Annotated in this window: 18 protein-coding genes; 3 read left to right on the top strand and 15 right to left on the bottom strand. The window is 69.4% G+C overall.

Going from position 1 to position 19,581, the window contains the following annotated elements; translation table 11 throughout:
- The 10 genes from C7C45_RS29580 to C7C45_RS29535 all read right to left on the bottom strand — a co-directional run.
- The coding region (locus C7C45_RS29580) for a glycoside hydrolase family 2 TIM barrel-domain containing protein (RefSeq protein WP_110567613.1) at window positions 1–2,081 on the bottom strand (2,081 nt) is incomplete at its 3' end.
- 369 nt (window positions 2,082–2,450) lie between these two features.
- The gene (locus C7C45_RS29575) at window positions 2,451–4,283 is read right to left on the bottom strand and encodes a hypothetical protein (RefSeq protein WP_146247443.1); all 1,833 of its coding nucleotides are present in this window, start codon (window positions 4,281–4,283) and stop codon (window positions 2,451–2,453) included.
- Window positions 4,284–4,548: 265 nt separating this feature from the next.
- Window positions 4,549–5,769 (bottom strand): PP2C family protein-serine/threonine phosphatase, encoded by a 1,221-nt coding sequence (locus C7C45_RS29570; protein WP_110567598.1) that lies wholly within the window; start codon window positions 5,767–5,769, stop codon window positions 4,549–4,551.
- 200 nt (window positions 5,770–5,969) lie between these two features.
- Window positions 5,970–8,318 carry an ABC transporter permease gene (locus C7C45_RS29565; RefSeq protein ID WP_110567596.1) on the bottom strand — a complete coding sequence of 783 codons (2,349 nt, stop codon included), beginning with the start codon at window positions 8,316–8,318 and terminating at the stop codon, window positions 5,970–5,972.
- Window positions 8,315–9,016, bottom strand: a complete 702-nt coding sequence (locus C7C45_RS29560; protein WP_110567594.1) for an ABC transporter ATP-binding protein — start codon at window positions 9,014–9,016, stop codon at window positions 8,315–8,317. The genes C7C45_RS29565 and C7C45_RS29560 overlap by 4 nt, the downstream gene beginning before the upstream one ends.
- The gene (locus C7C45_RS29555) at window positions 9,013–9,603 is read right to left on the bottom strand and encodes a PadR family transcriptional regulator (protein WP_110567592.1); all 591 of its coding nucleotides are present in this window, start codon (window positions 9,601–9,603) and stop codon (window positions 9,013–9,015) included. The genes C7C45_RS29560 and C7C45_RS29555 overlap by 4 nt, the downstream gene beginning before the upstream one ends.
- Window positions 9,604–9,759: 156 nt before the next feature.
- Window positions 9,760–10,059 (bottom strand): hypothetical protein, encoded by a 300-nt coding sequence (locus C7C45_RS29550; RefSeq protein WP_110567589.1) that lies wholly within the window; start codon window positions 10,057–10,059, stop codon window positions 9,760–9,762.
- A 299-nt stretch (window positions 10,060–10,358) separates the two neighbouring features.
- Window positions 10,359–10,679, bottom strand: a complete 321-nt coding sequence (locus tag C7C45_RS29545; protein ID WP_110567587.1) for a plasmid stabilization protein — start codon at window positions 10,677–10,679, stop codon at window positions 10,359–10,361.
- Between the two features lie 16 nt (window positions 10,680–10,695).
- Window positions 10,696–10,896, bottom strand: a complete 201-nt coding sequence (locus tag C7C45_RS29540) for a hypothetical protein (protein WP_110567585.1) — start codon at window positions 10,894–10,896, stop codon at window positions 10,696–10,698.
- A 161-nt stretch (window positions 10,897–11,057) separates the two neighbouring features.
- Window positions 11,058–11,906 carry a glucose 1-dehydrogenase gene (locus C7C45_RS29535; RefSeq protein WP_110567583.1) on the bottom strand — a complete coding sequence of 283 codons (849 nt, stop codon included), beginning with the start codon at window positions 11,904–11,906 and terminating at the stop codon, window positions 11,058–11,060.
- A gap of 166 nt (window positions 11,907–12,072) precedes the next feature.
- On the opposite strand from C7C45_RS29535, the gene C7C45_RS29530 reads away from it, so the two are divergent.
- Window positions 12,073–13,005 (top strand): diacylglycerol/lipid kinase family protein, encoded by a 933-nt coding sequence (locus C7C45_RS29530; protein ID WP_110567581.1) that lies wholly within the window; start codon window positions 12,073–12,075, stop codon window positions 13,003–13,005.
- Window positions 13,006–13,140: 135 nt separating this feature from the next.
- Here the strand turns inward: C7C45_RS29530 and C7C45_RS29525 are convergent, their stop codons facing one another.
- The gene (locus C7C45_RS29525; RefSeq protein WP_146247442.1) at window positions 13,141–13,419 is read right to left on the bottom strand and encodes a hypothetical protein; all 279 of its coding nucleotides are present in this window, start codon (window positions 13,417–13,419) and stop codon (window positions 13,141–13,143) included.
- A gap of 412 nt (window positions 13,420–13,831) precedes the next feature.
- Between C7C45_RS29525 and C7C45_RS29520 the strand changes: the two genes are divergently transcribed.
- Window positions 13,832–14,842, top strand: coding sequence for a mechanosensitive ion channel family protein (locus C7C45_RS29520; RefSeq protein WP_110567577.1), 1,011 nt, complete (start codon window positions 13,832–13,834; stop codon window positions 14,840–14,842).
- 171 nt (window positions 14,843–15,013) lie between these two features.
- Here C7C45_RS29520 and C7C45_RS29515 read toward each other — a convergent pair whose 3' ends face one another.
- On the bottom strand, window positions 15,014–15,643 hold the full coding sequence (locus C7C45_RS29515; protein ID WP_110567575.1) for a TMEM175 family protein: 630 nt from the start codon (window positions 15,641–15,643) through the stop codon (window positions 15,014–15,016).
- 162 nt (window positions 15,644–15,805) lie between these two features.
- On the opposite strand from C7C45_RS29515, the gene C7C45_RS29510 reads away from it, so the two are divergent.
- Complete coding sequence (locus C7C45_RS29510; protein WP_244200635.1) at window positions 15,806–16,834, top strand: aldo/keto reductase; 1,029 nt, start codon at window positions 15,806–15,808, stop codon at window positions 16,832–16,834.
- An 11-nt stretch (window positions 16,835–16,845) separates the two neighbouring features.
- On the opposite strand, the gene C7C45_RS29505 is transcribed toward C7C45_RS29510, so the two are convergent.
- The 3 genes from C7C45_RS29505 to C7C45_RS29500 all read right to left on the bottom strand — a co-directional run bounded on the left by C7C45_RS29505 (window position 16,846) and on the right by C7C45_RS29500 (window position 19,581).
- Entirely contained in the window at window positions 16,846–17,973 is a 1,128-nt protein-coding gene (locus tag C7C45_RS29505; protein ID WP_110567570.1) for an ABC-2 family transporter permease, read from the bottom strand.
- 181 nt (window positions 17,974–18,154) lie between these two features.
- On the bottom strand, window positions 18,155–18,295 hold the full coding sequence (locus C7C45_RS34275) for a hypothetical protein (protein ID WP_167454871.1): 141 nt from the start codon (window positions 18,293–18,295) through the stop codon (window positions 18,155–18,157).
- A 68-nt stretch (window positions 18,296–18,363) separates the two neighbouring features.
- Window positions 18,364–19,581 carry an iron-containing alcohol dehydrogenase gene (locus C7C45_RS29500; RefSeq protein ID WP_110567568.1) on the bottom strand — a complete coding sequence of 406 codons (1,218 nt, stop codon included), beginning with the start codon at window positions 19,579–19,581 and terminating at the stop codon, window positions 18,364–18,366.

The raw sequence follows: 19,581 nt of genomic DNA, 5'->3' as shown, positions 1-19,581 counted from the left end.
AGCCGGGCGGTCCAGGTGAAACCCACCGCCGTGTTGGTGAGGTCGTCGTTGAACACGGTGATGTTGCGGGTCACCGTGGCGTTACGGGCGTAGGTGGGCACGGCCTGCGCCAGCGGGAAGTTGCCGTTCGAGTCCGAATTGCCGGAGGCGGACCAGTACGGGAGGTCGATCGCGGCCACCGGGTTGAACGCCGCCTGCACACGCTGGATCTGTGCGTTGCTCCAGGGGTCGGGCAGGTTGTCCGCGCCGTAGACCGGGCGAGTGTTCTCCTCCGTGGTGAAGTCGGTGGTTCGCACGCCGGGCACGACGCTGGCCCAGGCGGACAGCAGCGTGTACGGACGCAGGTCGCTGGCGTCCTTGCCGCGCTTGGCAGCGGTTGCGGTGGCGAACCACGTGAAGCCCTGCTTGGTGCTGCAGGCAGGCCAGATGTACTCGCCTTCGCCGTCCGGGCGCCCGGAATGGCGATTCAGGGCCTCGCCGTACCGGCCGACGCCGTCCAGGTAGTGCGCGAAGATGGCGAAGTTGGAGTAGTTCATGGCTGGGTACCGGCTGGGCGAGTCGGCACCTGGGCCGGCGTCGATGCTGATCGGCCGGGTGCCGTCGTTGCCGTTCATCGCCGCGTACAGGTCCTGTTGGAACTGCTGCGAGTCGTTGTTGTTGGAGCTGGGCTCGTTGATCTGGCTCCAGCGGATGATCGCCGGATGGTTGCGGTCGCGCAGGGTCAGTGCACGAGCGTGGGCCACCATGTTGTTGCGTCCGGACACGAAGTCCTGGGAACCACTGCGGATGGCGGTCTCGTCGATGACCATCAGGCCCATCTCGTCGGCCACGTCGAGCATGTACGGGCTGGCCGGTTCCATGTGCATGCGTACCACGTTGTAGTTGAGCCGCTGGTAGTTGTTCACCGCCGCGGGCCAGCCGCCGTTGCCGGACGACGGCGGCAGGAACCCGGGCAGGGTGTCGTACGCGTCGCCCTTGCCGCCGTTGTTGATCCGGTCGTAGTCGGCACCCTGCAGGCTGTCGCCACGGAAGTTCACCCGCGCGCCGTTGAGGTAGTAGTACTCGCCGTTCTGCGTGCTCTCCCGGAACCCGAAGCGGTACGTGGCGTCACTGGTGCGGCCGTCGTCAGCGGTGGCGCGGATCGCCAGGCGGTGCAGTTGGGCCCGGTACCCGGACCGGTACGGCACATTGGGCCACCAGTACGAGGTGGCGCCGAGGTTCCACGCCACGGGGCCCACCGTGACCTTCGCCGTCGAACGGGCCGCCACCGTCACGGTCTGCTGCGGCAGTTGCGGGTAGCTGAAAGAGCCAGCGCCGTCGGACGTGATCGATCCGTTCAGGGTGACCGTTCTGCTCGCGGACGAGGAGTTGGTCACCGACACGTCGTAGCTGAGGGTGCGGTTCGCCACCGAGGTGCGGACGAACGTGTCGCTGACATACACCGCCGGGTACACCCGCAGGGACGCGGACCGGTAGATGCCCTGCGGTATCGCCTCGGACCAGTCGGCCGCGATGGGGACCAGGTACTTGCCGTCGGACGACCGCAACGCACCGCGGCCCTTCACCTGCACGCTGATCGTGTGGGTGGTGCCCGGTGCGGCATAGCTACTGATGTCGAAGTTCGACGGGGTGAACGCGGTGGTCTGGGTCGCCACCACCCGGCCGTCGACGGAGAGCGTCGCCTGGTGGTTGACGGCGCCGAACTCGATCCAGGTCGACTGCGGCTGCCCCGAGTCCGGCACGGTGATGCTGCGCGAGTACACCGCCTCGTTCACGTCGGTGAAGCCCTGCTTGTACCAGCCGCCACCGGGCACCGTGATCGAGGTCGTTCCGCGACCCGAGGGCGTGAAGCTCCACGTCCCGCTCAGATCGACCGAGGCGATCGCGGCGTTCCCGGCCGCCACACCGTCAAGTCCGGCGGCCGCGACGCTCTGGGTCGCGACCGGCGCGGCCAGGGCTGGCTCGGGGGTCGCCAGGGGCAGGCCGCCCAGCGTCAGGGTCAGGCCGAGCGCCACGGTCGCGGCCAGCCCTCTGACCGACGCCGACAATCGGCCACCCCAGCGGACGTTCGTACGATGCACGGTTACCTCCTGTGACTCACCGACAGTCTTACGACTCCGGGTCAAGGCTTCGTTGCCGACGGTAGTCGAATCGATTCGACGATCCGCCGACGTCGTCGGCCACCCGCGAGGGTAAACACAGCCGACACATAGATGTGATTAACCGGCAACGCGGGCACTGAGTCAAGGATTTCGAGTTATCTATCTTGTGCTGAAGCCTGAGATCCCATCAATCCCGACAAAAGTCGCAGCAAAGGTAGGACGAAAGGCGCGTCGGCACCACCGTCGACGCACCGGCTTCCGACCGAGGCGCCTGCGGGATGCGCCAGAACAGCCCACTACGAGCGAAGACTCCAACTCCACCAGGTGCGGCTGGAGTACTGAGAACTCCTAACGGTCGCTGTGGTGGCTGCCGGTGGAGCGGAGTGACCGGAGACCGCCTGCCTGACCCAGCTCGTTGTCCGCCACCGGACTGCCCAGCCGGGTCACCCATTCGACGAACTCCGCGTCCTGCCTCGGCAGCGGCTCGCCGTCGGCCGGGGTGCCCGCGCCGTTCCCATCGGCCCGGGACTTGTTGCGCCGGAACAGGCCCAGCCGCCCGCCGGCCCGTCCCGTCTCGACGACGGATCCCGGGTCGGCCGGCGCGGGGACCGGGCCGGTCCTGGCGGGGTGGGCCGGTGCGGCACCGTTCGTGGGCGGGGGTCCGGCGCGCTGGGCGGTCGCGAGGGCATCCCAGTTCGCGGCCCGGTCCAGGTTGGGCACGGGCGGCCGGTGCCGAGGTGGGAGCGCCGGTTCGGGCCGCTCTTGCGTGCCGGCTGACTGGGTCTCCTCGGCGCCCGGAGCGGGCTCGGTCGAGGGCGGCACCCGCCGCGCCGGAACGACCGGCCAGGTCGCCTGAACCCGCGTCCGGTCGGTCCTCGGCGGCTGGTGCATCCGGATGGTCCCCGGGGCGACGAGGGCCCCGCCGGGCGGTATCCCTTCGGGGTTGGCCTCGGCCTCGGCCCCCGTGGTCCCGGAGCCGTTCCCGCCGGGTCCCGCGGGAAGGTGGGCCGCCGTCGCGCGGGCCGGTTCCGATGTCTCCGAGGTGTCGTCGAGGTCGGCCGGTGTGGCGAGGTCGGCGGGTGCGGCCGATACCGCGGTAACAGGCGGTGCGGCGCTGGCGTCCCGGTCCCCAGCCGGTGCACCGAAGCCCAGCGGTTCGGCTGCGGTCGGGAAGTTCGCTACAGCCGCGCCGGCGACCGGCCCCGTGCCGGCCAGGTCGACGGGCTTCCGCTCGTCGGTCGTACCACCAACGGCCTGCCGCACGGCGAGGCCGGCGGACAGCGGACGGAGGATGTCGGTTGGCTCGGCGACCCGCGCTTCGGCGGTGCGCGGCAGGAGCGGCCAGCGGAACAACGCGGCGGCGGCCGAACCGAGCACACCGGCGGCGACGGCGAGCAGAGCCCCGTAGTACGGCGTGATCTGGTACCGGTCGACGGCGTCGCCGGGACCGGCGGCCAGATAGGTGAACGCGACCAGCACCGGGCCGGCCGTGCCGGTCATGCCGTTGACCAGCGGCTGATGCCCGCGCCATCGGGCCAGCCCGCCGGTCGCCGCTCCGATGAGCAGGGCAACCGCCGGCAGAATCAGGATCGCCAGCCGGTGTGCCGCGTCGGCGTCGAGCCCGGCCGGCTCCAGCACACCGAGCCGTACGGCGGGCAACGGCCCGGCGGTTGCGAGCGACGGGGCGACCGAAACGAGCGCCAGCAGCCAAATCACGCCGCCCACTGCCGCCATGTTCCAACCCAGCGGCGGCTTCACCAGTACGGCGATCGCGGCACCCGCGCCGACCAGCGCGCCGAGGGTCGCGCAGATGCCGACGGCCCAGATCGGGTCCACAGAGAAGCGCTCGGCGGCCAGGGCCGGCCGGACGCAGAGCGGCGCCACGACGGTGGCGCCCAGCGCGGCGGCGGCGGCGATGGCCACCAGTCTGCCCGTGCTCCCCAGCATCCCGAACCGGCGGGCCAGGCGTGCGGCGACGACGGTGCCGGCTACGGCGGCGTGTGCCGCGAACCAGCCCACCCAGACGAGCTGGGCAGGCCACTGGTTGACGGCGGCGCTGGTGGAGGCGCCGGTGAGCTGGACGATGCCGAAGCTGAACGCGATGCCGAGTTGACCGGCACCGGCGAGCATGCCCACCCCGAGCGCTGTGAACAACAGGTTACGCCATGTGCGAGAGACCATGTTCGGCACGTTACGCACCTAATACGGTGGTTTTTCCGGAATGCCGGTTTTTGTGTCCGACCGCCGTGTCAGCGGTTACTTCAGTTCGACCAGGCGCCCGATGTACCCGGTGCCCCCACATTGCTGAGCATGCGGACGGTGTCCGGGTCACGGAGGGTGACACCGGCGGTGGTACCTCCACGGCCTGCACCACGTTCTTCGCGCCCTGGATCGCCACCCGCCTGGCCGAGATCACCGACAACCTTCAGCAGCGAGGTATACCGGCTTAGTCCGATGCTGGTTGGCGGCGGATGATCAGTAGGGCGATGTCGTCGTTAGGGTGCTCCTCGGCGGTGGTGGCCATGATGTGGTCGCATAACGTCTCGGCCGGCCCGGACAGCACGGCGTCGGCGAGGCGCTCGATGCCGGTGTCGATGAGTTCGCTGCGGCGTTCGACCAGTCCGTCGGTGTAGAAGACGAGCGCCGCACCCGGCGGTAGGTCCAGAACGGTGGTGCGGCGATTGGTCACTGGTCGGCCCACACCGAGTGGCCGGTCCACCGTCAGGTTGACGGGCTGGGTGGGATGGCCGGGGACAGCCAGCAGCGGTGGTAGATGGCCCGCGCAGGAGAGGTGGACCCTCGCGCGGTCGGGTGCGATCAGGGCGTAGACGGCGGTGGTGAGGGTACCTGCCTCGAAATGGTGGATCTTGCGGTCGAGGGAGGTCAGCGCTTGGGCGGGGTCGTCGGAATCGAGGGCGTAGGCGCGTAGCGCGCTGCGGATGCGTCCCATGATGACGGCGGATGGCAGGCCGTGGCCGGAGACGTCGCCGATGACGGCGCCCAGCCAGCCCGAGGGCAACGTGAACACGTCGTACCAGTCGCCACCGATGCCCAGGTCGTGGCCGGGTGCGTACCGGGCGGCCAGGTCCAGACCCGGAACGTCGGGTAGCCGGCCTGGTAGGAGGCTGTGTTGCAGGGCGAGCGCTGCCTGCCGGTCGAGGACCTGCGCGTGGGCCTGACCTGCGAGGCTGGCGCGATCGGCAACGAGCTGTAACAGCTGCACGTCGTCGGGACCGAACTGACGCAGGCTCAGGGAGCCGACGTGTAGGACGCCGACGAGGTCGCCGTTGACGAGCATGGGTACGCCCAGCAGGGCACGTATGCCCGTGGCGAGCAGCACGGGATTGACCACGTCGTCGGGCGTCACGTCGTGGATCGTGACCGGCGCTCGTGTCGCCGCTACTCGGCCGGCGAAGCCGCGTCCGACCCGGATGCGGAAACCGCGGCGCACTTCCTCCTCCAGGCCCTTGGCCGCTGTCGCGACAAGCTCGCCGGTGTGGTCGTCCAGCAGGAGGATGGTGGCGGTATCGACCTTGAGTAGGTCCCGGACCCGTTCAAGTAGCTCGTCGAGCAACTCGGCGATGTTCAGCCCCGACAGCGCGGCGTCGGTGATCGCCTCGATACGTCGCAGCCGCTCGTCGTTCGTCACCAGCTCGCCATCAGCCACCCAGGCAGCCTAGACGCCGGCACAGCACCGACGGCACGTCAGGAGCGAGATCAACAGTGACGCGCCTTCCGACGTGGGGTACCTCTCACGGCACGTCGATGCATTGCACGACACGGAGAGGTGCGAACTGCCGTCGCGGCGTCAATTGCCCTCTGGGTGGGTCCTTCCTGCCGCACAGGACGGCAGGAAGGTCCCACCGGCTACTCGGTGCGGAGGTTGCTGAAGCGCAGCAGCCGCCACAGCACCGGCAGGCTTGCCGCCGTCACCAGAAGCACGACGGCTGCGGCGGCGGCGCACATGCCGGCGATGCTGTTCCAGTCCAGACGTGCGGGTTCGCCGGCCATGACCAGTAGGAGTGCGCCCAGGGTAGTGCCGAGGGCCAGAGCCAGGGCCAGGCCGAGCAGCACCGGCACGGTGGTCTGCCAGAGGATCGACCAGGACAGGGTGGTGCGGCGGGTGCCGAACGCGACCAACGCCGCGAGCGTGCGGCGCCGTTCCCTCAGCTGGTCCAGGATGCCGACGAGCAGGCTCGCGCCGAGCAGCAGCAGGGTGGCTGTCACACCCGCGAAGAGGCCCCGACGGATCTGGCCGAATCGTTCAGATTCCTGGACCGCCTGCAATATCTGGACCTGCGCGCTGGGATCGATGCCGGCGGCTACGTTGCGGGCTTGCTCGATGCTGTCGGGGCGGGCACGGTCAAGGTTGAGGAAGATCCTCGCTTCCAGTCCCCGTAGGGCGGGGAGGTCCAGTGCGCCCGGGGTGGCGAGGATGGCGCTGGCTCGACCGCCGCCGGGATCGTCCCGGATCGGAACGGTCGGCAGGGCTGACGGTAGGCGCCACCGAACACTGTTGGCCCCGTCCTCGCCGCCAATTTCCAGCTCTCCGCCGCGGCCCGGCAGGTCCGGTGCGGTCTGCTCCGTCGACTGGGCGTCGACGGCGTTGAAGGCATCGCCGTCCGTGCACCGGTCGAGGGTGGCCAGCTCCCGTAAGGTCGCGCACTCGCCGATGCGTAGCAGGAGCCTCGGCCGTTCGCCGTGGTCGTCGGCCGGCACGCCGACCGGCGACATCGTGGTGTCGAAGACGCCGACGACCGCCTCGACTCCCGGCGCCGCCCGAAATCGTGCGACCAGTTGACCGGCGTTCGTCCCGGTCAGCGTGCCGGGCACCATCACCTGTGCTTGAGCCCGGGACACATCCTGGTCGGTGGCGTGTACGTAGCCGTGTTGGACACCGGTGAAGAGCATCTGCAGCGCGACACCGCCGGCCACCGCTACCGCGACTCCGCTGACCAGCCGCGCCGAGCTTTCACTGTCGAGTTGTAGTCGCCGGATCGCGAGTTGCCAAGAGACCGGGCCGCCGTGTATCCGTCGGACCGCTGTCTCGATCAGCCAGGGCAGCAGCGCGGTCAATCCGGCGAGCAGCAGCAGCACCCCGGCGGCCACCCGGACCTGGTTGAAGGCACCGCTGGCCCCCTCGATGCCGCCGCGTAGGGGGAGCAGCAGCAGGGCACCGAGGGCGGGCAGCGCCAACCGCCACCACGACCGCCGGCGGCGCCCGGCGGAGCGGCGTACGACGCCAAGCGGTTCGACGACGATCCGGCGGAGCGTGAGCTGGGAGACACCGACGGCGGTGGCCGGCACGGCCAGCACGAGCAGTGTGGCGAGGACGGGATCAGGTTGCAGGTCCTCGGTAAAGCTGCTGAACCCCGCAATGGTGACCGTCTCCACGAGGTGCCGGGCCGGCAGGAAGATCAGCGCGCCGACCAGCAGCCCGAACATGGCCCCAACCAGGGCCTCTCCGGCGGCGACCCGGCGGGTCATCGCGGCGTCCGCGCCGATCAGCCGCAACGCGGCCAACCGTCGATCGCGGGTGTCGCTGCCGAACCGTGCGGCGGCGGCGATGAAGACGGCCACGGGCAGGAGCAGCACCACGGAGGCGATGAGGACCAGCAGCGCGAGCACCGCGTCGAGTCCGGTGCTGGGTTCTCCGCCTCCGAAGTGGTCGATCCGCAGCGTTCGAGGGCTGTCGTGGAGTTGGTCGGTGCCGAGGTAGTAGGCGTATTCGTGCGGGCCGGCGAGCCCGGAGTCGGCGATGGTACCGACGATCTGTTGGTGGAGACGGGGCCGCAGCAGCGCGCCCTCGGGCGAGTTGAGCAGTTTGGCCAGGGCGGGGGAGACCACCAGTTGTCCGGGCCGGGGCACCGAGGTCACGCCCGGTGGTGCCGGTGGGTGTGCACCGTCGGCCTGTAGCAGGCGACCGCGGATTTGTCGGTCTCGGAAGACGGTGTCTGTTTCGGCGACCAGCAGGGTCCGCTCCGAAGCCTCGGGCTGGTTGCCGGTGGGCTGGTCGTTGCGTGCGGCGGTCCGCTCCGAGCGGGCGTGGACCATGGTGGTGATCGAGGTGCTGGCCAACAGCAGCGCCACGCCAAGGCCGACGCCGAGCGCGGTCAGCAACGTCCGGAGCAGACCGTGCCGGCCTCCGGCGAAGACCAGCCGGGCGCCGAGGGCGAGGTCCGCAGCCCAGTTCGGGCCGCGTCGCCGCGGGGTCACCGCTCCGCCAGCAGGGACTCGCGGGTGTGACCGTCGCGCATCACCACTTCCCGATCGGCGTACGCGGCAACGCGCGCCTCGTGAGTTACCAGAACCACGGCGGCGCCGGTCTGCCGGGCAGCCCCGGTGAGCAGCCGCATCACCCGCTCGCCATTGAGTGAATCCAAGGCGCCAGTCGGCTCGTCGGCGAAGACGACCCGAGGCTCCGCCACCAGGGCCCGGGCCACAGCCACCCGCTGCCCCTGGCCGCCGGAGATCTCACCGGGGCGCTTCGCGGCCACGTCGGCGACCTCGAGGCGGGCCAGCCACTCCGTTGCCCGGCGTTCCGCCTCGTGGCGGCGTGATCCGTTCAGTCTCAACGGTAGTGCGACGTTTTCCACACAGGTCAGTTCGGGCACCAGTTGGCCGAACTGGAAGACGAAGCCGAAGTCGCCGCGCCGAAGTGCGCTTCGTTCGGTGTCGGACATCGCGCCGAACTGCCTGCCCTGGTAGTGGACCTCGCCGCCGTCTGGCCGGACGATCCCGGCCAGACAGTGCAGCAGCGTCGACTTGCCGGAACCGGAGGAGCCCATGATGGCGACCACCTCGCCGGCCCGGACATGAAACGTGGCACCGCTGAGTGCCTGGGTGGATCCGTAGGTCTTGCGCAGGTCGATTCCGGAGAGCAGCGGCTGCTCACCAGGGCTGGACGTGATCATGCCAGGCTCCCGTCACGCCGTTCGGAGGTGTCGTGGGTGGGCGTCCCAGCGCCCACGGTCTGGGTGCCCGCCAGTGTCGCGGCGAGCTGATCGAGCCGAGCGGCAGTCAGTTCCAACCAGCGCAGGTCGGCCTCAAGATGGAACAACGCGAAGTCGCAGATGAGCTCGTCGGCAAGGTCCCCGCTGGTCTTGCGGCGGGTCAGTTCCCGCATGACCTTCAAGTGCGCGGTGCGTTGCACGTCCAGGATGTCGGTGGCGTCACGACCGGTGAGCAGGCCGAGCACCACCTTCGCGTAGAGGATGTTCTGCAGGTAGACGTCCGGTTTCTCGGGCTGACCCAGCCACTGCCCCACGTCGGTGACACCGGCGGCCGTGATGGCGTAGCGCTTCCGCTCGGGGCCGGCACCGGGTTCTACCCCGTCGACCTCTACCAGGCCGCTCTTCAGAAGGCGGGCCAAGGTCGCGTAGACCTGGCCGTAGTGCAGGGGCCGGCCCTGGCCGAAGCGCTCGTCGTAAAGCCGTTTCAGCTCGTAACCGTGCCGGGGGCTGCTCTCCAGCAGGCCCAGGAAGGTCTGACCAATGGACATGGTCGGCGACTATACATAGTGTGTATACGCGGTGTGTGCACCGTCCCCGGCCGTCGATGATGACGATCCGGCGTCCCGTGACCCTTCGCGTTCGTCAGTCCACGGCCAGCCGCTGCCTCTTCCCGTGCAACCCGCTCCTCTCCGGGTGCGCGACGTTCAGTTCTCGGGCAGCCGTAGCCGCGCGATGCGGCGCTCGCCGTCGAGGGCGCGCATCGCGCGGGCCAGCGTCGCGGCGTGCAACTCGTCCTCGCCGCGTTCGAGCATGGTTTCCGCCGCCACGCCGATCGCCCTGGCCTCCGCAACCAGCGCCTGCGCGGCAAGGACGCAACCCCGTGCGTCGAAGTGACCGCTGTCCCGAGCCGGGTTGAGGCGGGCCACCAGGTCGATGATGCGCAGGTAGCGGTCCACGAGTTCCTGCTCGGCGCGGGTCAGCGCGGGGAGCTCTCGTTCCGTCATCGAATTCCTCCGTCGGCATCCCGCGTCCCGTGCGGGGAGGGAGGCACGACCCGTGCGCGGCAGGACGGGAAGAGCCTATCCACCGGTGACCGGCCCATGCCGGCGGCGCGTCCGCACGACCGGCCACTTCGAGGTGCTCACCCGCCACGTGGCCCAAGCCCCGATCGACCGGGTCACCGAAGCTTCGTAGGGCATCGATGCGACGAGATGCCGTCCCCGTGCTCGGGTCTACCACCTTCAAGATCAGGATGCCGGTTGTTCGTTCGGCACTGACTTGGCGCGGACCTTTGTGCTCGCGATCAGGACAGAGCGCGTTCCAGTTGGGCCTTCGTCATGCTCGAACGTCCCTTGATGTTGCGCTTCTTGGCCTCGTTGTAGAGCTGCTCCTTGGTGCGGCCCTGAGCGCCAGAGTGGGAGCGCTTGCCGCCGCGGTGTCCCGAGGACACGTCCTTGGTGGACGAGTTGCTGGCGGTGCGTGACTCGCCAGCGCGGGCACGTTCCTTGTTCACGGTCCGCGCCGCGATCTCCTCGGCCCGGCTGGCGGACTCGCCGCGCTTCTTGGCGCTGGTCTTGATGTGTTCGTACTGGCGCTCCCGCTTGGGGCTGGATCCTGCGGGCATGGTCGACTCCGTTCAACTAGAGGAAGGGCTTGCTGCCGGTGCCGGGGCTGTAGCGGGCCTCGTCGCAGGCGAGCAGCACGTACGCCGGCGCGACCCCCGTGGGATGGCCGGGCCGTCCCAGACGGTGGGTGTCCAAACCGTCATCGGGCTGGGCAGCCACCGCCGTCGGCGTGCTCGGCGGTGACTGCTGCGGCTCCGACTCCTGCAAATCGGACATGCATCCTCGATGCCCAGGCACGATCCTTGCCAAACGCGACGAATTCGGAACGGCGACAACCTGGACCAGGACACGAGTCGCACCCGCCAGGGGCCAGGTTGAGTGCGGCGTTGCGGTCAGGCCTCGCTCGATCAGGGTCGCGCTGGAAGGTGGTGGCAAAGTTAGAGGATCGGCTTGCCTCCGGTGACCGGGATGATCGCCCCGGAGATGTAGCTGGCCTCGTCGGAGGCGAGGAGTACGTATGCGGGGGCGACTTCCTTCGGCTGGCCGGGACGTCCCAGCGGTGTGTTCTTGCCGAACTGCTCGACCTGCTCCGGTGGCATGGTGGACGGGATCAGCGGGGTCCAGATCGGGCCCGGGGCGACGCTGTTGACCCGGATGCCGCGTTCGCCGAGCATCTGCGCCAACCCGGCCGTGAAGTTCGCGATCGCTCCCTTGGTGGTCGCGTAGGGCAGGAGCGTCGGGCGTGGCTGGTCGGAGTTGATGGAGCTGGTGTTGATGATCGACGCGCCCTGGCCGAGGTGGGGGAGGGCGGCGCGGACGAGCCGGAACATGGCGGTGATGTTGACGTCGAAGGTGTGCTGCCACTCCTCGTCGGTGACCTCCTCGACGGTCTCGTGGGTCATCTGGTAGGCCGCGTTGTTGACGAGGATGTCGATGCCGCCGAGTTCGGCGACGGCCTGGTCCACCACGGTCTGACACTGCGCGGCGTCGCGTAGGTCGCCCGTGACGAGGACCGCCCGGCGACCGGCCTCCTGGACGAGCTTCGCCGTCTGGTGGGCGTCCTCGTGCTCGTTGAGGTAGGAGATCAGCACGTCGGCACCTTCGCGGGCGAACGCGATCGCCACCGCTCGGCCGATGCCGCTGTCGCCGCCGGTGATGATGGCCTTCTTGCCGGTCAGGCGCCCCGAGCCGCGGTAGGACTCCTCACCGTGATCCGGTTTGCGGCGCATCACGTCCAGGGTGCCGGGCGGGCGCTGTTGCGGCTCGGACTGCTGGTCATCGCTCATGTGCTGCTCCTCGAGAATGCGCAAGGCAATGCGGGCGCGGATGGGATGCCCCTCCGCCCGCAGCCCGAAACGCGCTCCGGGACGTCGACGGAGGCCGCCCGGTCGCGACGCTCGGGGCCAACCCCCGAGGCGTACCGGATCGGCCGGCTGGGTATCACCGGTTGCCATGAGCACAAGCGCCACGGCCGTAGCCCCGCCCGAAACCGTCACGCGGCCGGGCCGGGTCGCGGTGGTCGCCCACCGCCGTAAGAACCTGGGTGGCGGCCTCGATGAGCTGCGCGCGACCCTGGCCGCCGCCGGTGTCGAGGACGTGCTCTGGTACGAGGTGTCCAAGAGCCGTAAAGCCCGCAAGAAGGTCAGTAAGGCGCTGAAAAAGGACGCCGAGCTGGTCTTCGTGTGGGGTGGGGACGGCATGGTGCAGCGCTGTGCGGACACGCTCGCCGGCACCGGGACGCCGATGGCGATCCTGCCGGCCGGCACCGCGAACCTCCTCGCAGCCAACGTCGACATCCCCGAGAACCTCGCCGAGGCGGTGCGGATCGGCCTGTGCGGTCGGCGGCGTCGGCTCGATCTGGGTCGGCTCAACGGCGAGCACTTCGCGGTGATGGCCGGGGCCGGGTTCGACGGCGACCTGATCCGTGAGGCGGACCGGGAACTCAAGGGCCGACTCGGGCGGCTGGCGTACGTGTGGACGGGGCTGCGCCACGTCCGGGGCGAGTTGACGCACACCCGGATCCGGGTCGACGGGGTGACCTGGTTCGATGGCGAAGCGAGCTGTGTGCTCTTCGGCAACGTCGGGACGATCACCGGGGGCATCCCCGCCTTCGACGACGCGCGTCCCGACGACGGCTGTCTGGAGGTGGGCGTGTCGACCGCGAGTGGGGCCATCGAGTGGGCTCGCGCCCTCGGCCGAATGGCCGTCGGCCGATCGACGGACTCGCCCTTCATCCGGATCACCCGCGGTCACCGGGTAACGGTCCGCCTCGACGTGCCACGCACGTACGAGCTCGACGGCGGGGCGCGCGCGGCGACTCGGAAACTCAAGGTTCGCTCGGTGCCCGGCGCGCTCACCGTCTGCTGCCCCGAGTCTGCGGCCTGATTCCGGGGCCCTTCCGGTGGCCCGGAGAACGAGGGGTGCTTCGCGGGCTTGCCCGCGGTGAAGCTTGCGAGCCGGTGACCAGCCTATCGAGAGGCGGTCACCGGCCCAACTGCGGGAATACGGCGAGCCTCGCTGTCAGCTGTGCGAATCAGCCGGGGAGTGTCCTGCGTCAGGACCCGGCGACATCGCACGGTCCTGAGCGTTTTCGACTCCGGACTGGGCACCCTGTGGCGAGACCTCGCCGTCGTAGTTGTAGACCCGTAATTCGGCACCATCGATCTGACGGTGCTGGCTCGTGTGGATATAACGGTGGATCAGGCCCTCGATCTCCAACTCCACCAGCCCGGCATCCTCGGCCACGTACTGGCTTCCATCGCGCGGGCCACCCACCAAAATCGCATCATTTTTCGCCATGTCCAGTACCTACCCGCCGGACTGCTCATCCAATCTGCCCTGGTTGTGCCTCTGTTGTCCGGCCACTGGCCGCCTCGCTATGCCGAGCACCACGATGCCGATGCTGGAGACGTACTCAAAATCGATTTGTGGGTGCCTGCCTCACCCTGGCCGCCGCCTTGCTCGCGTTCGCCCTGCCCGCGCTGCGCAAGGAGGTGGATCTGGACGCGATGGCCTGACGGACTCATGGTCAGACCGCGGTCACCTCATCGGTCGCCACCCCCACCCTGAGCGCAGCTGTTCAAGCCAGACCCGGTCAGCGGCTGTTTGCCCATCCTCGCCGCTCAGAACCGAGCCGGGTGGCACCCTGGGCACGTGGACTGGGCAGTGAGCCGAGGGAAGCTGGCATCGGGGTTACGGTGAGCGGTATCTGATGCGTACCGCGTTGATCGTAGTAGCCGCGCTGGCGGCGGCGGTGGTCGTGGACCTGATCTCTGGCGTGCTGGTCCGTCGCGTGGCCCGTGGCCGTTACCAGTGGCTGCTGGAGCCGCTGCGGCATGCCTGCCGCCGCCCGGCGGCAGCGGTTCTGCTGGTGGCGGCGCTGTACTACGCGCTGCCGTTGGGACCGCCCGGGTGGCAGCCTCATCTGCGGCACGTCGCCCGGGTGGCGTTGGTGATATCCGGGGCATGGTTGGTGAACAATGCGCTGCACGTCGCCGAGGCGGTCGCGTTCAGTCGACTGCCCGGTGACGCGGTCGCCAGCCGGCGGGTTCGGCGGGCCCGGACGCAGATCCGCCCCGTGCGGCGGCTCACCGTCGCCGTGGTCACGATCGTCGCGATCGGCCTGATCCTGATCACCTTTCGGCCGGTACGCCTCTTCGGCGTCTCCATGTTGACGTCGGCAGGGGTTGTCGGGGCTTTGATCGGCCTGTCGGCCCGTACCGCGCTCGGCAACGCGTTCGCCGGCGTCCAGGTCGCCTTCGCCGACGGTCTGCACGTGGGCGACGTGCTGGTGGTCGACGGTGAATGGGGCCGGGTCGAGGAGGTGAAGCTGACCAACGTGGTGATCCGGCTCTGGGACGAGCGGATGCTCATCCTGCCGACCACGTACTTCACCGAGCGGCCGTTTCAGAACTGGACCCGGAACGAGTTCAGGGTTGTCGGCAAGGTGCAGCTTCATGTCGATCACACCGCCGACCTGGACGACCTACGCCGGGAGGCGCGCCGGCTGGTCGAGTCGTCACCGCTGTGGGATCGCCACCAGTGGGTGCTCCAGATGGTCGACTCCACCCCGCAGACGGTGGTCATCCAGGTGCAGGCCTCGGCCGCCGACGGCGCCAGCGCCTGGGACCTGCGATGCGACCTGCGCGAGGGACTGATCTGCTACCTGCGCGACCATCATCCCCAGTGGCTGCCTCGCACCCGCGGTCAGTATCAGCCCTGAGCGGCGGGTCCGACCGACCGTCCACGCTGCGGCCTACCAGGTGCCGATCCGGCGGGGCTGGAGCTGTCCCGATCCTGGCCCGGTCAACTCTGCCCCGGCGGGACCTTGGGTCGCGCTGCCACAGACTGGATGAACTCGCTGTAGTTCGGTAACACGGCGGTTCGCCCGTCCTCAGCGTGGTGGGGGAGGGCGGTGGGTGATACGTCGGGTCACCCGCAACTGGTACAGGCCGGCGCTGGTGATGGCGTAGAAGATGGGCAGAACGAGGAAGATGGCCAGGCCGATCAAGGGGGCCACCAGGTAGCCGACCATTCCTGCGAGGACGTACAGGACGACCCCGGTGAGGGCACGGACCCGCTCGACGCGAAAGAAGCCGTCCTTGACCTGTTCCTTCAGCAGGTCGGGGTTCCGGGCCAGGTAGTGGTAGAACGCCAGCCACGTCGCGCACAGCAACGCGCCGATCAGCGCGTAGAAGGCGACGGCCACACGCTGGTCCGTGTTGTTGTGCTCCTGCAGCGCATCCGACACGACGATGGTCGGAAACGGCAGCAGCGCCGTGCTGAACAGCACGAACAAATTCACCCAGTGCAGGCCGCGATCGACCTGCTGAATGCGGTTGAACGCCGCCTTGTGGTTGAGCCAGACGACGGCCACGTACGAGTAGGACGCGAGATACGCGACGTACGAGGGCCACTGGTTGAGTAGGCCAGACAGGAGGCGGCCAGGAGGGACGTCCGGCACCCGGAGGTCCAGGACCAGCAACGTGATGATGATGGCGAAGATGGCGTCGCTGAACGCCACGGCGCGACTGGTGTCCGACCGGGTGCCTAGGTCTGCGTCTGGCCCGCTCACCGCCTGCGCCTACCCATGGTCGTCTGTGGCAAACAGCCGTACACCCTGGTTGGGAATGCTGGCGCCCTGCGGACCGGAGCCTCCGGACCGACGCCGCATCCGGCCACCGGCGTGCGACGCGACGAGCCCCGGTGGCCGGATGCGGGTGGTCGTCAGGGTTTGAGGACGACCTTCTCGCAGTTGTCCTGCTTGTTCTTGAAGATCTCGAAGCCGCGATCTGCCTGGTCGAGCGGCGCGCGTGTGCTGTCTGTCGCGGTGGGTAACCCAGGCCACCCACTGTCACCAGGAGAGGTCGACATGACGCTGCCTGCCGATGCGATCGAGTTGTCGTCCGGCCAGACCATGCCCGTGCTCGGCCAGGGAACGTGGTATCTGGGCGAGCGCCCTGCGAGGCGGCAGGACGAGTTGGCCGCCCTGCGCACCGGGCTCGACCTGGGCATGACCCTGATCGACACCGCGGAGATGTACGGTGACGGCGCTTCCGAGGAATTCGTCGGCGAGGCGATCGTCGGACGACGAGCCGACGTCTTTCTGGTCGACAAGGTGCTCCCGTCGAACGCGAGCCGACAGGGAACCGTGCAGGCCTGCCGCCGCAGCCTGCAACGACTCGGCGTCGACCACATCGACCTCTACCTGCTGCACTGGCGCGGCACGCATCCACTCGCGGAGACGATCGAGGCGTTCACCGAACTCGTTGACGCCGGTGACATCGGGCAGTGGGGCGTGAGCAACTTCGATCTTTCCGACATGACGGACCTCCTCGAGGCGGGCGGGACCGCTTGCGCGACCAATCAGATCTTGTACAACCTCACCCGCCGCGGTCCCGAGTACGACCTCCTACCGTGGCTACGCCAGCACCGCATTCCGGTGATGGCGTACTCGCCGATCGAGCAGGGTCGACTGCTCGGCCATCCCCAGGTCGCGGAGGTCGCCGCCCGGCACGAGGCCACGCCCGCTCAGGTCGCGCTGGCCTGGCTGCTGCGGCAGGAGACGGTCGCGGCCATCCCTCGATCGTCTAGGCCCGAACACACCCGGGAGAACGCCGAAGCGCGCGACGTGCAGCTGACCGAGGCAGACGTGGCGGCACTCGACACGGCGTTCCCGCCGCCGGCCGGCCCGCAACCGCTCGAGATGTTGTAGGGCTGGCCCGCTTACCTGCCGCCGTCGGACTGCCCGTTTTTCTCGTCCCGCCAGCCCCCTGGTTCGGGATGGTAGCCGTACGCGGCAGCCCGGACCGTCTCCTCGTTCTCCAGCCCGGAGCCGATCGCGCCGCCGACTGTGGCAAGCGAGCTGGTGATCCAGGCGAGCGTCAGATAGTCGGTGAAGTCGACCGGTCGCTGCAAGGTTTGTTCCAGCACGGATGTGTCGATCAGCAGCACGCCGACGAGCACCGTTCCCACGAACAGCACCACGTAGGACACCGCCGTGGCCAGAGTGAGGGTGAGGATCGTACCCAGATTGAACAGTCGTGCCAGCTCAGTCGGTGTCTCGTGGCTTGGTTTCTCCCAAAGGTCGTGCGCGACGATCAGCCAGGCCACCAACGCCGCCAGCCCGAGCAGCATGATCACGGTGAGCCGGAGCCCGCCGAGCGCGTCGCCCATCTGCCAGATGGTGTCCGTGGTGAGCGCGAACGCGGCGGTGCCGAACGCGCCGACCAACAGCTTGGACAGGCCCAGCAGGGCACGCCCGGGGCGGTTGGCGCGGACCATGCCGGTCAACAGCCGCGCCCGGCCGGCCAGGCGGGAGGCGACGTAGCGCCGCTCGCCAGCGTCGGCCTCGCTGACCACTCGGTGGACGGCGGGAAGCCGGCGTGGCACCTCGGCCGGTGCTCGGCCGGCCGGCGTCACCCGCTGGTCGGAAGTCTCGGTCAGCAGCCTGCTCACCAGATCCGGGATGGCTGCGCGGGCCGCTCGCAGCTGGTGCAGTCCCAGCGCGGGCAGGGACAGCACCGCGACTCGACGCCGAGCGGAGGTCTGCGCGACCAGCGGCACCCGCTCGGCATGCAGTGGCAGGTCGGTCAGGCAGATCGCGACGTCCCACTGGTCGTCGGCGCGCCGCTGCGCAAGATCGTCGAGCAGTGCCTCAACGCCGAGGTCACGGCGCGGCGCCACTTCGCCCCAGCCTTCCCGGACGGTCCATCGCACGTCTGCGTCAACCCGCTCGGCGAGACCGCTGGCCAGCTCGGCGGTGAGCCGTGCGGCTACCCGGGCGGGGTGGTCCGGCGGGGTGGCCACCAGCCCGACGACGATCTCCGGGCGTTGGTGTTCGCTGTGGGTCATCGGTGCTCCTCACCGGTAGCCGGGCTCGGCCGCCGGCGGCGAGACCGGGGGCGTCACGCGCCGTCGTGGCAGCTCCCGTGCCGACTGACGCAGTGGTGTTACCGGGCCGCCGAGAGGAGCACCCCGACCAGGCAGCGCAACCGCGACGCCCGCGCCGAACCGGGCGCCCCGCCCACGCAGCCTAAAAGACCATCCCGATGGCTGCAGAAGGATTCATCAGACACTGCACAGCGCGTTCACCGACCCCACCTACCGCTACGACGCGCTCAGCCGCCGATGCGCCAAGCAGCGCCTCGACGCCGACGATGGCGTAGCCGAGCATGCCGACACCCAGGGTGGGGCAGGGGACTCGTCGGCAGGTGCAGGGCCGGTCGCTATCTCTGCTCGAAGTCAGGACGTGCGGGTCCGGTCCCCGGTCCAGGCCGCTTCGAGGATCGCGGTCAGGCTGGCGGTGTCGGTCGGGCCCGGATGGTTCTGGATCAAGCGGGTGACGCCACTGGCCATCTCCGCGAAGCGCGGGAGGTCGGCGCGTGCCACGCCGATGTCCGCCAGGGTGGGAGGGATGCCGATGTCGACAAGGAGCCCGTCGAGCCAGGTGAGGAACGTATCTGCGGCCTCGGCGTCCGAGGCGTCGGTCACGTCGAGTCCGCACACCCGGGCGAGGATGGCCAACCGGTCGCTGATGGCGTCCCTGGCCGCGTCCAGCGCGTAGGGCAGTAGCAGCCCGACGCCCAGGCCGTGCGGTGTGTGCGTGGCTGCGCCGATGGGGTACTGGAGGGCGTGCGGGGCCGCGTTGCCCGCGTGGGAGAACGCCAGCCCGGCGAGCATGGACCCGTAGGACATGTCCGCGCGCGCGTCCGTGTCGCTTCCGTCCTTGACCGCACGACGCAGGCTACGGGCGATCCGTTCCGCGGCCAGGAGCGCGTAGTGGTCGGTGATCGGGTTGCGGCCGAGGAACACCTGTTCCACCGGGTCGCGCGGTCCGTGGGGCCGGGGTCGCGCGGTGTAGCTCTCCACCGCGTGACAGAACGCGTCGATGCCGGAGTGGGCGGTGACGGTCGGAGGGCAGGTGTAGGTGAGTTCGGGGTCGACGATGGCGAAGTCGGGAACGATGTGGACGCTGGAAACCCCCACCTTCAGCTCGCGGTCCGGGTCGGTCAACACCGAGACGGGTGTGAGCTCGGATCCGGTGCCTGACGTCGTCGGGACCGCGACGAGAGGCATCGTCGGCCCGGGCACCTTCGACTCGCCGTAGAAGTCGCGCGGCGTCCCGCCGTGGCGACGGATGACGCCGACGATTTTGGCGAGGTCGATAACCGTGCCACCCCCGATGGCGAGGATCACGTCGGCGTCCACCTCGGCGGCGACCGAGACGGCCAGGGCGACATCGGCGAGTGGCACGTCCGGGGTCGCGTCGGAAAACACCTCGACGACCTCGACCTTCTCCCGCACGGCGGCCACGATCTCGGCCACGCCCGGCTGCCCCAGAAGAACCCGGTCGGTCACGATGAGGACTCGCGAGCCACTTTCGGCCACCACTCGTGGGATGTTCTGCGCGACCCCTTCGCCCACTATCAGTTGGCGTGGTCCGCGGACGGTCTCAAGCAT

Origin of the sequence: Micromonospora arborensis, from assembly GCF_003205615.1 — a bacterium.
Taxonomy (GTDB): domain Bacteria; phylum Actinomycetota; class Actinomycetes; order Mycobacteriales; family Micromonosporaceae; genus Micromonospora; species Micromonospora arborensis.
The sequence above is the reverse complement of the archived record's forward strand: the minus strand, read 5'-3'. Positions and strand labels throughout refer to the sequence as shown.

Bases quoted from the DNA above. Each gene is read 5' to 3' on its own strand.
- C7C45_RS29560 (WP_110567594.1), bottom strand. From the start codon at position 9,016: ATGATCACGTCCAGCCCTGGTGAGCAGCCGCTGCTCTCCGGAATCGAC.
- C7C45_RS29575 (WP_146247443.1), bottom strand. From the start codon at position 4,283: ATGGTCTCTCGCACATGGCGTAACCTGTTGTTCACAGCGCTCGGGGTG.
- C7C45_RS29525 (WP_146247442.1), bottom strand. From the start codon at position 13,419: ATGGCGAAAAATGATGCGATTTTGGTGGGTGGCCCGCGCGATGGAAGC.
- C7C45_RS34275 (WP_167454871.1), bottom strand. From the start codon at position 18,295: ATGCTCGGCTACGCCATCGTCGGCGTCGAGGCGCTGCTTGGCGCATCG.
- C7C45_RS29520 (WP_110567577.1), top strand. From the start codon at position 13,832: ATGCGTACCGCGTTGATCGTAGTAGCCGCGCTGGCGGCGGCGGTGGTC.
- C7C45_RS29500 (WP_110567568.1), bottom strand. From the start codon at position 19,581: ATGCTTGAGACCGTCCGCGGACCACGCCAACTGATAGTGGGCGAAGGG.
- C7C45_RS29530 (WP_110567581.1), top strand. From the start codon at position 12,073: ATGAGCACAAGCGCCACGGCCGTAGCCCCGCCCGAAACCGTCACGCGG.
- C7C45_RS29505 (WP_110567570.1), bottom strand. From the start codon at position 17,973: ATGACCCACAGCGAACACCAACGCCCGGAGATCGTCGTCGGGCTGGTG.
- C7C45_RS29550 (WP_110567589.1), bottom strand. From the start codon at position 10,059: ATGACGGAACGAGAGCTCCCCGCGCTGACCCGCGCCGAGCAGGAACTC.
- C7C45_RS29540 (WP_110567585.1), bottom strand. From the start codon at position 10,896: ATGTCCGATTTGCAGGAGTCGGAGCCGCAGCAGTCACCGCCGAGCACG.
- C7C45_RS29555 (WP_110567592.1), bottom strand. From the start codon at position 9,603: ATGTCCATTGGTCAGACCTTCCTGGGCCTGCTGGAGAGCAGCCCCCGG.
- C7C45_RS29535 (WP_110567583.1), bottom strand. From the start codon at position 11,906: ATGAGCGATGACCAGCAGTCCGAGCCGCAACAGCGCCCGCCCGGCACC.
- C7C45_RS29545 (WP_110567587.1), bottom strand. From the start codon at position 10,679: ATGCCCGCAGGATCCAGCCCCAAGCGGGAGCGCCAGTACGAACACATC.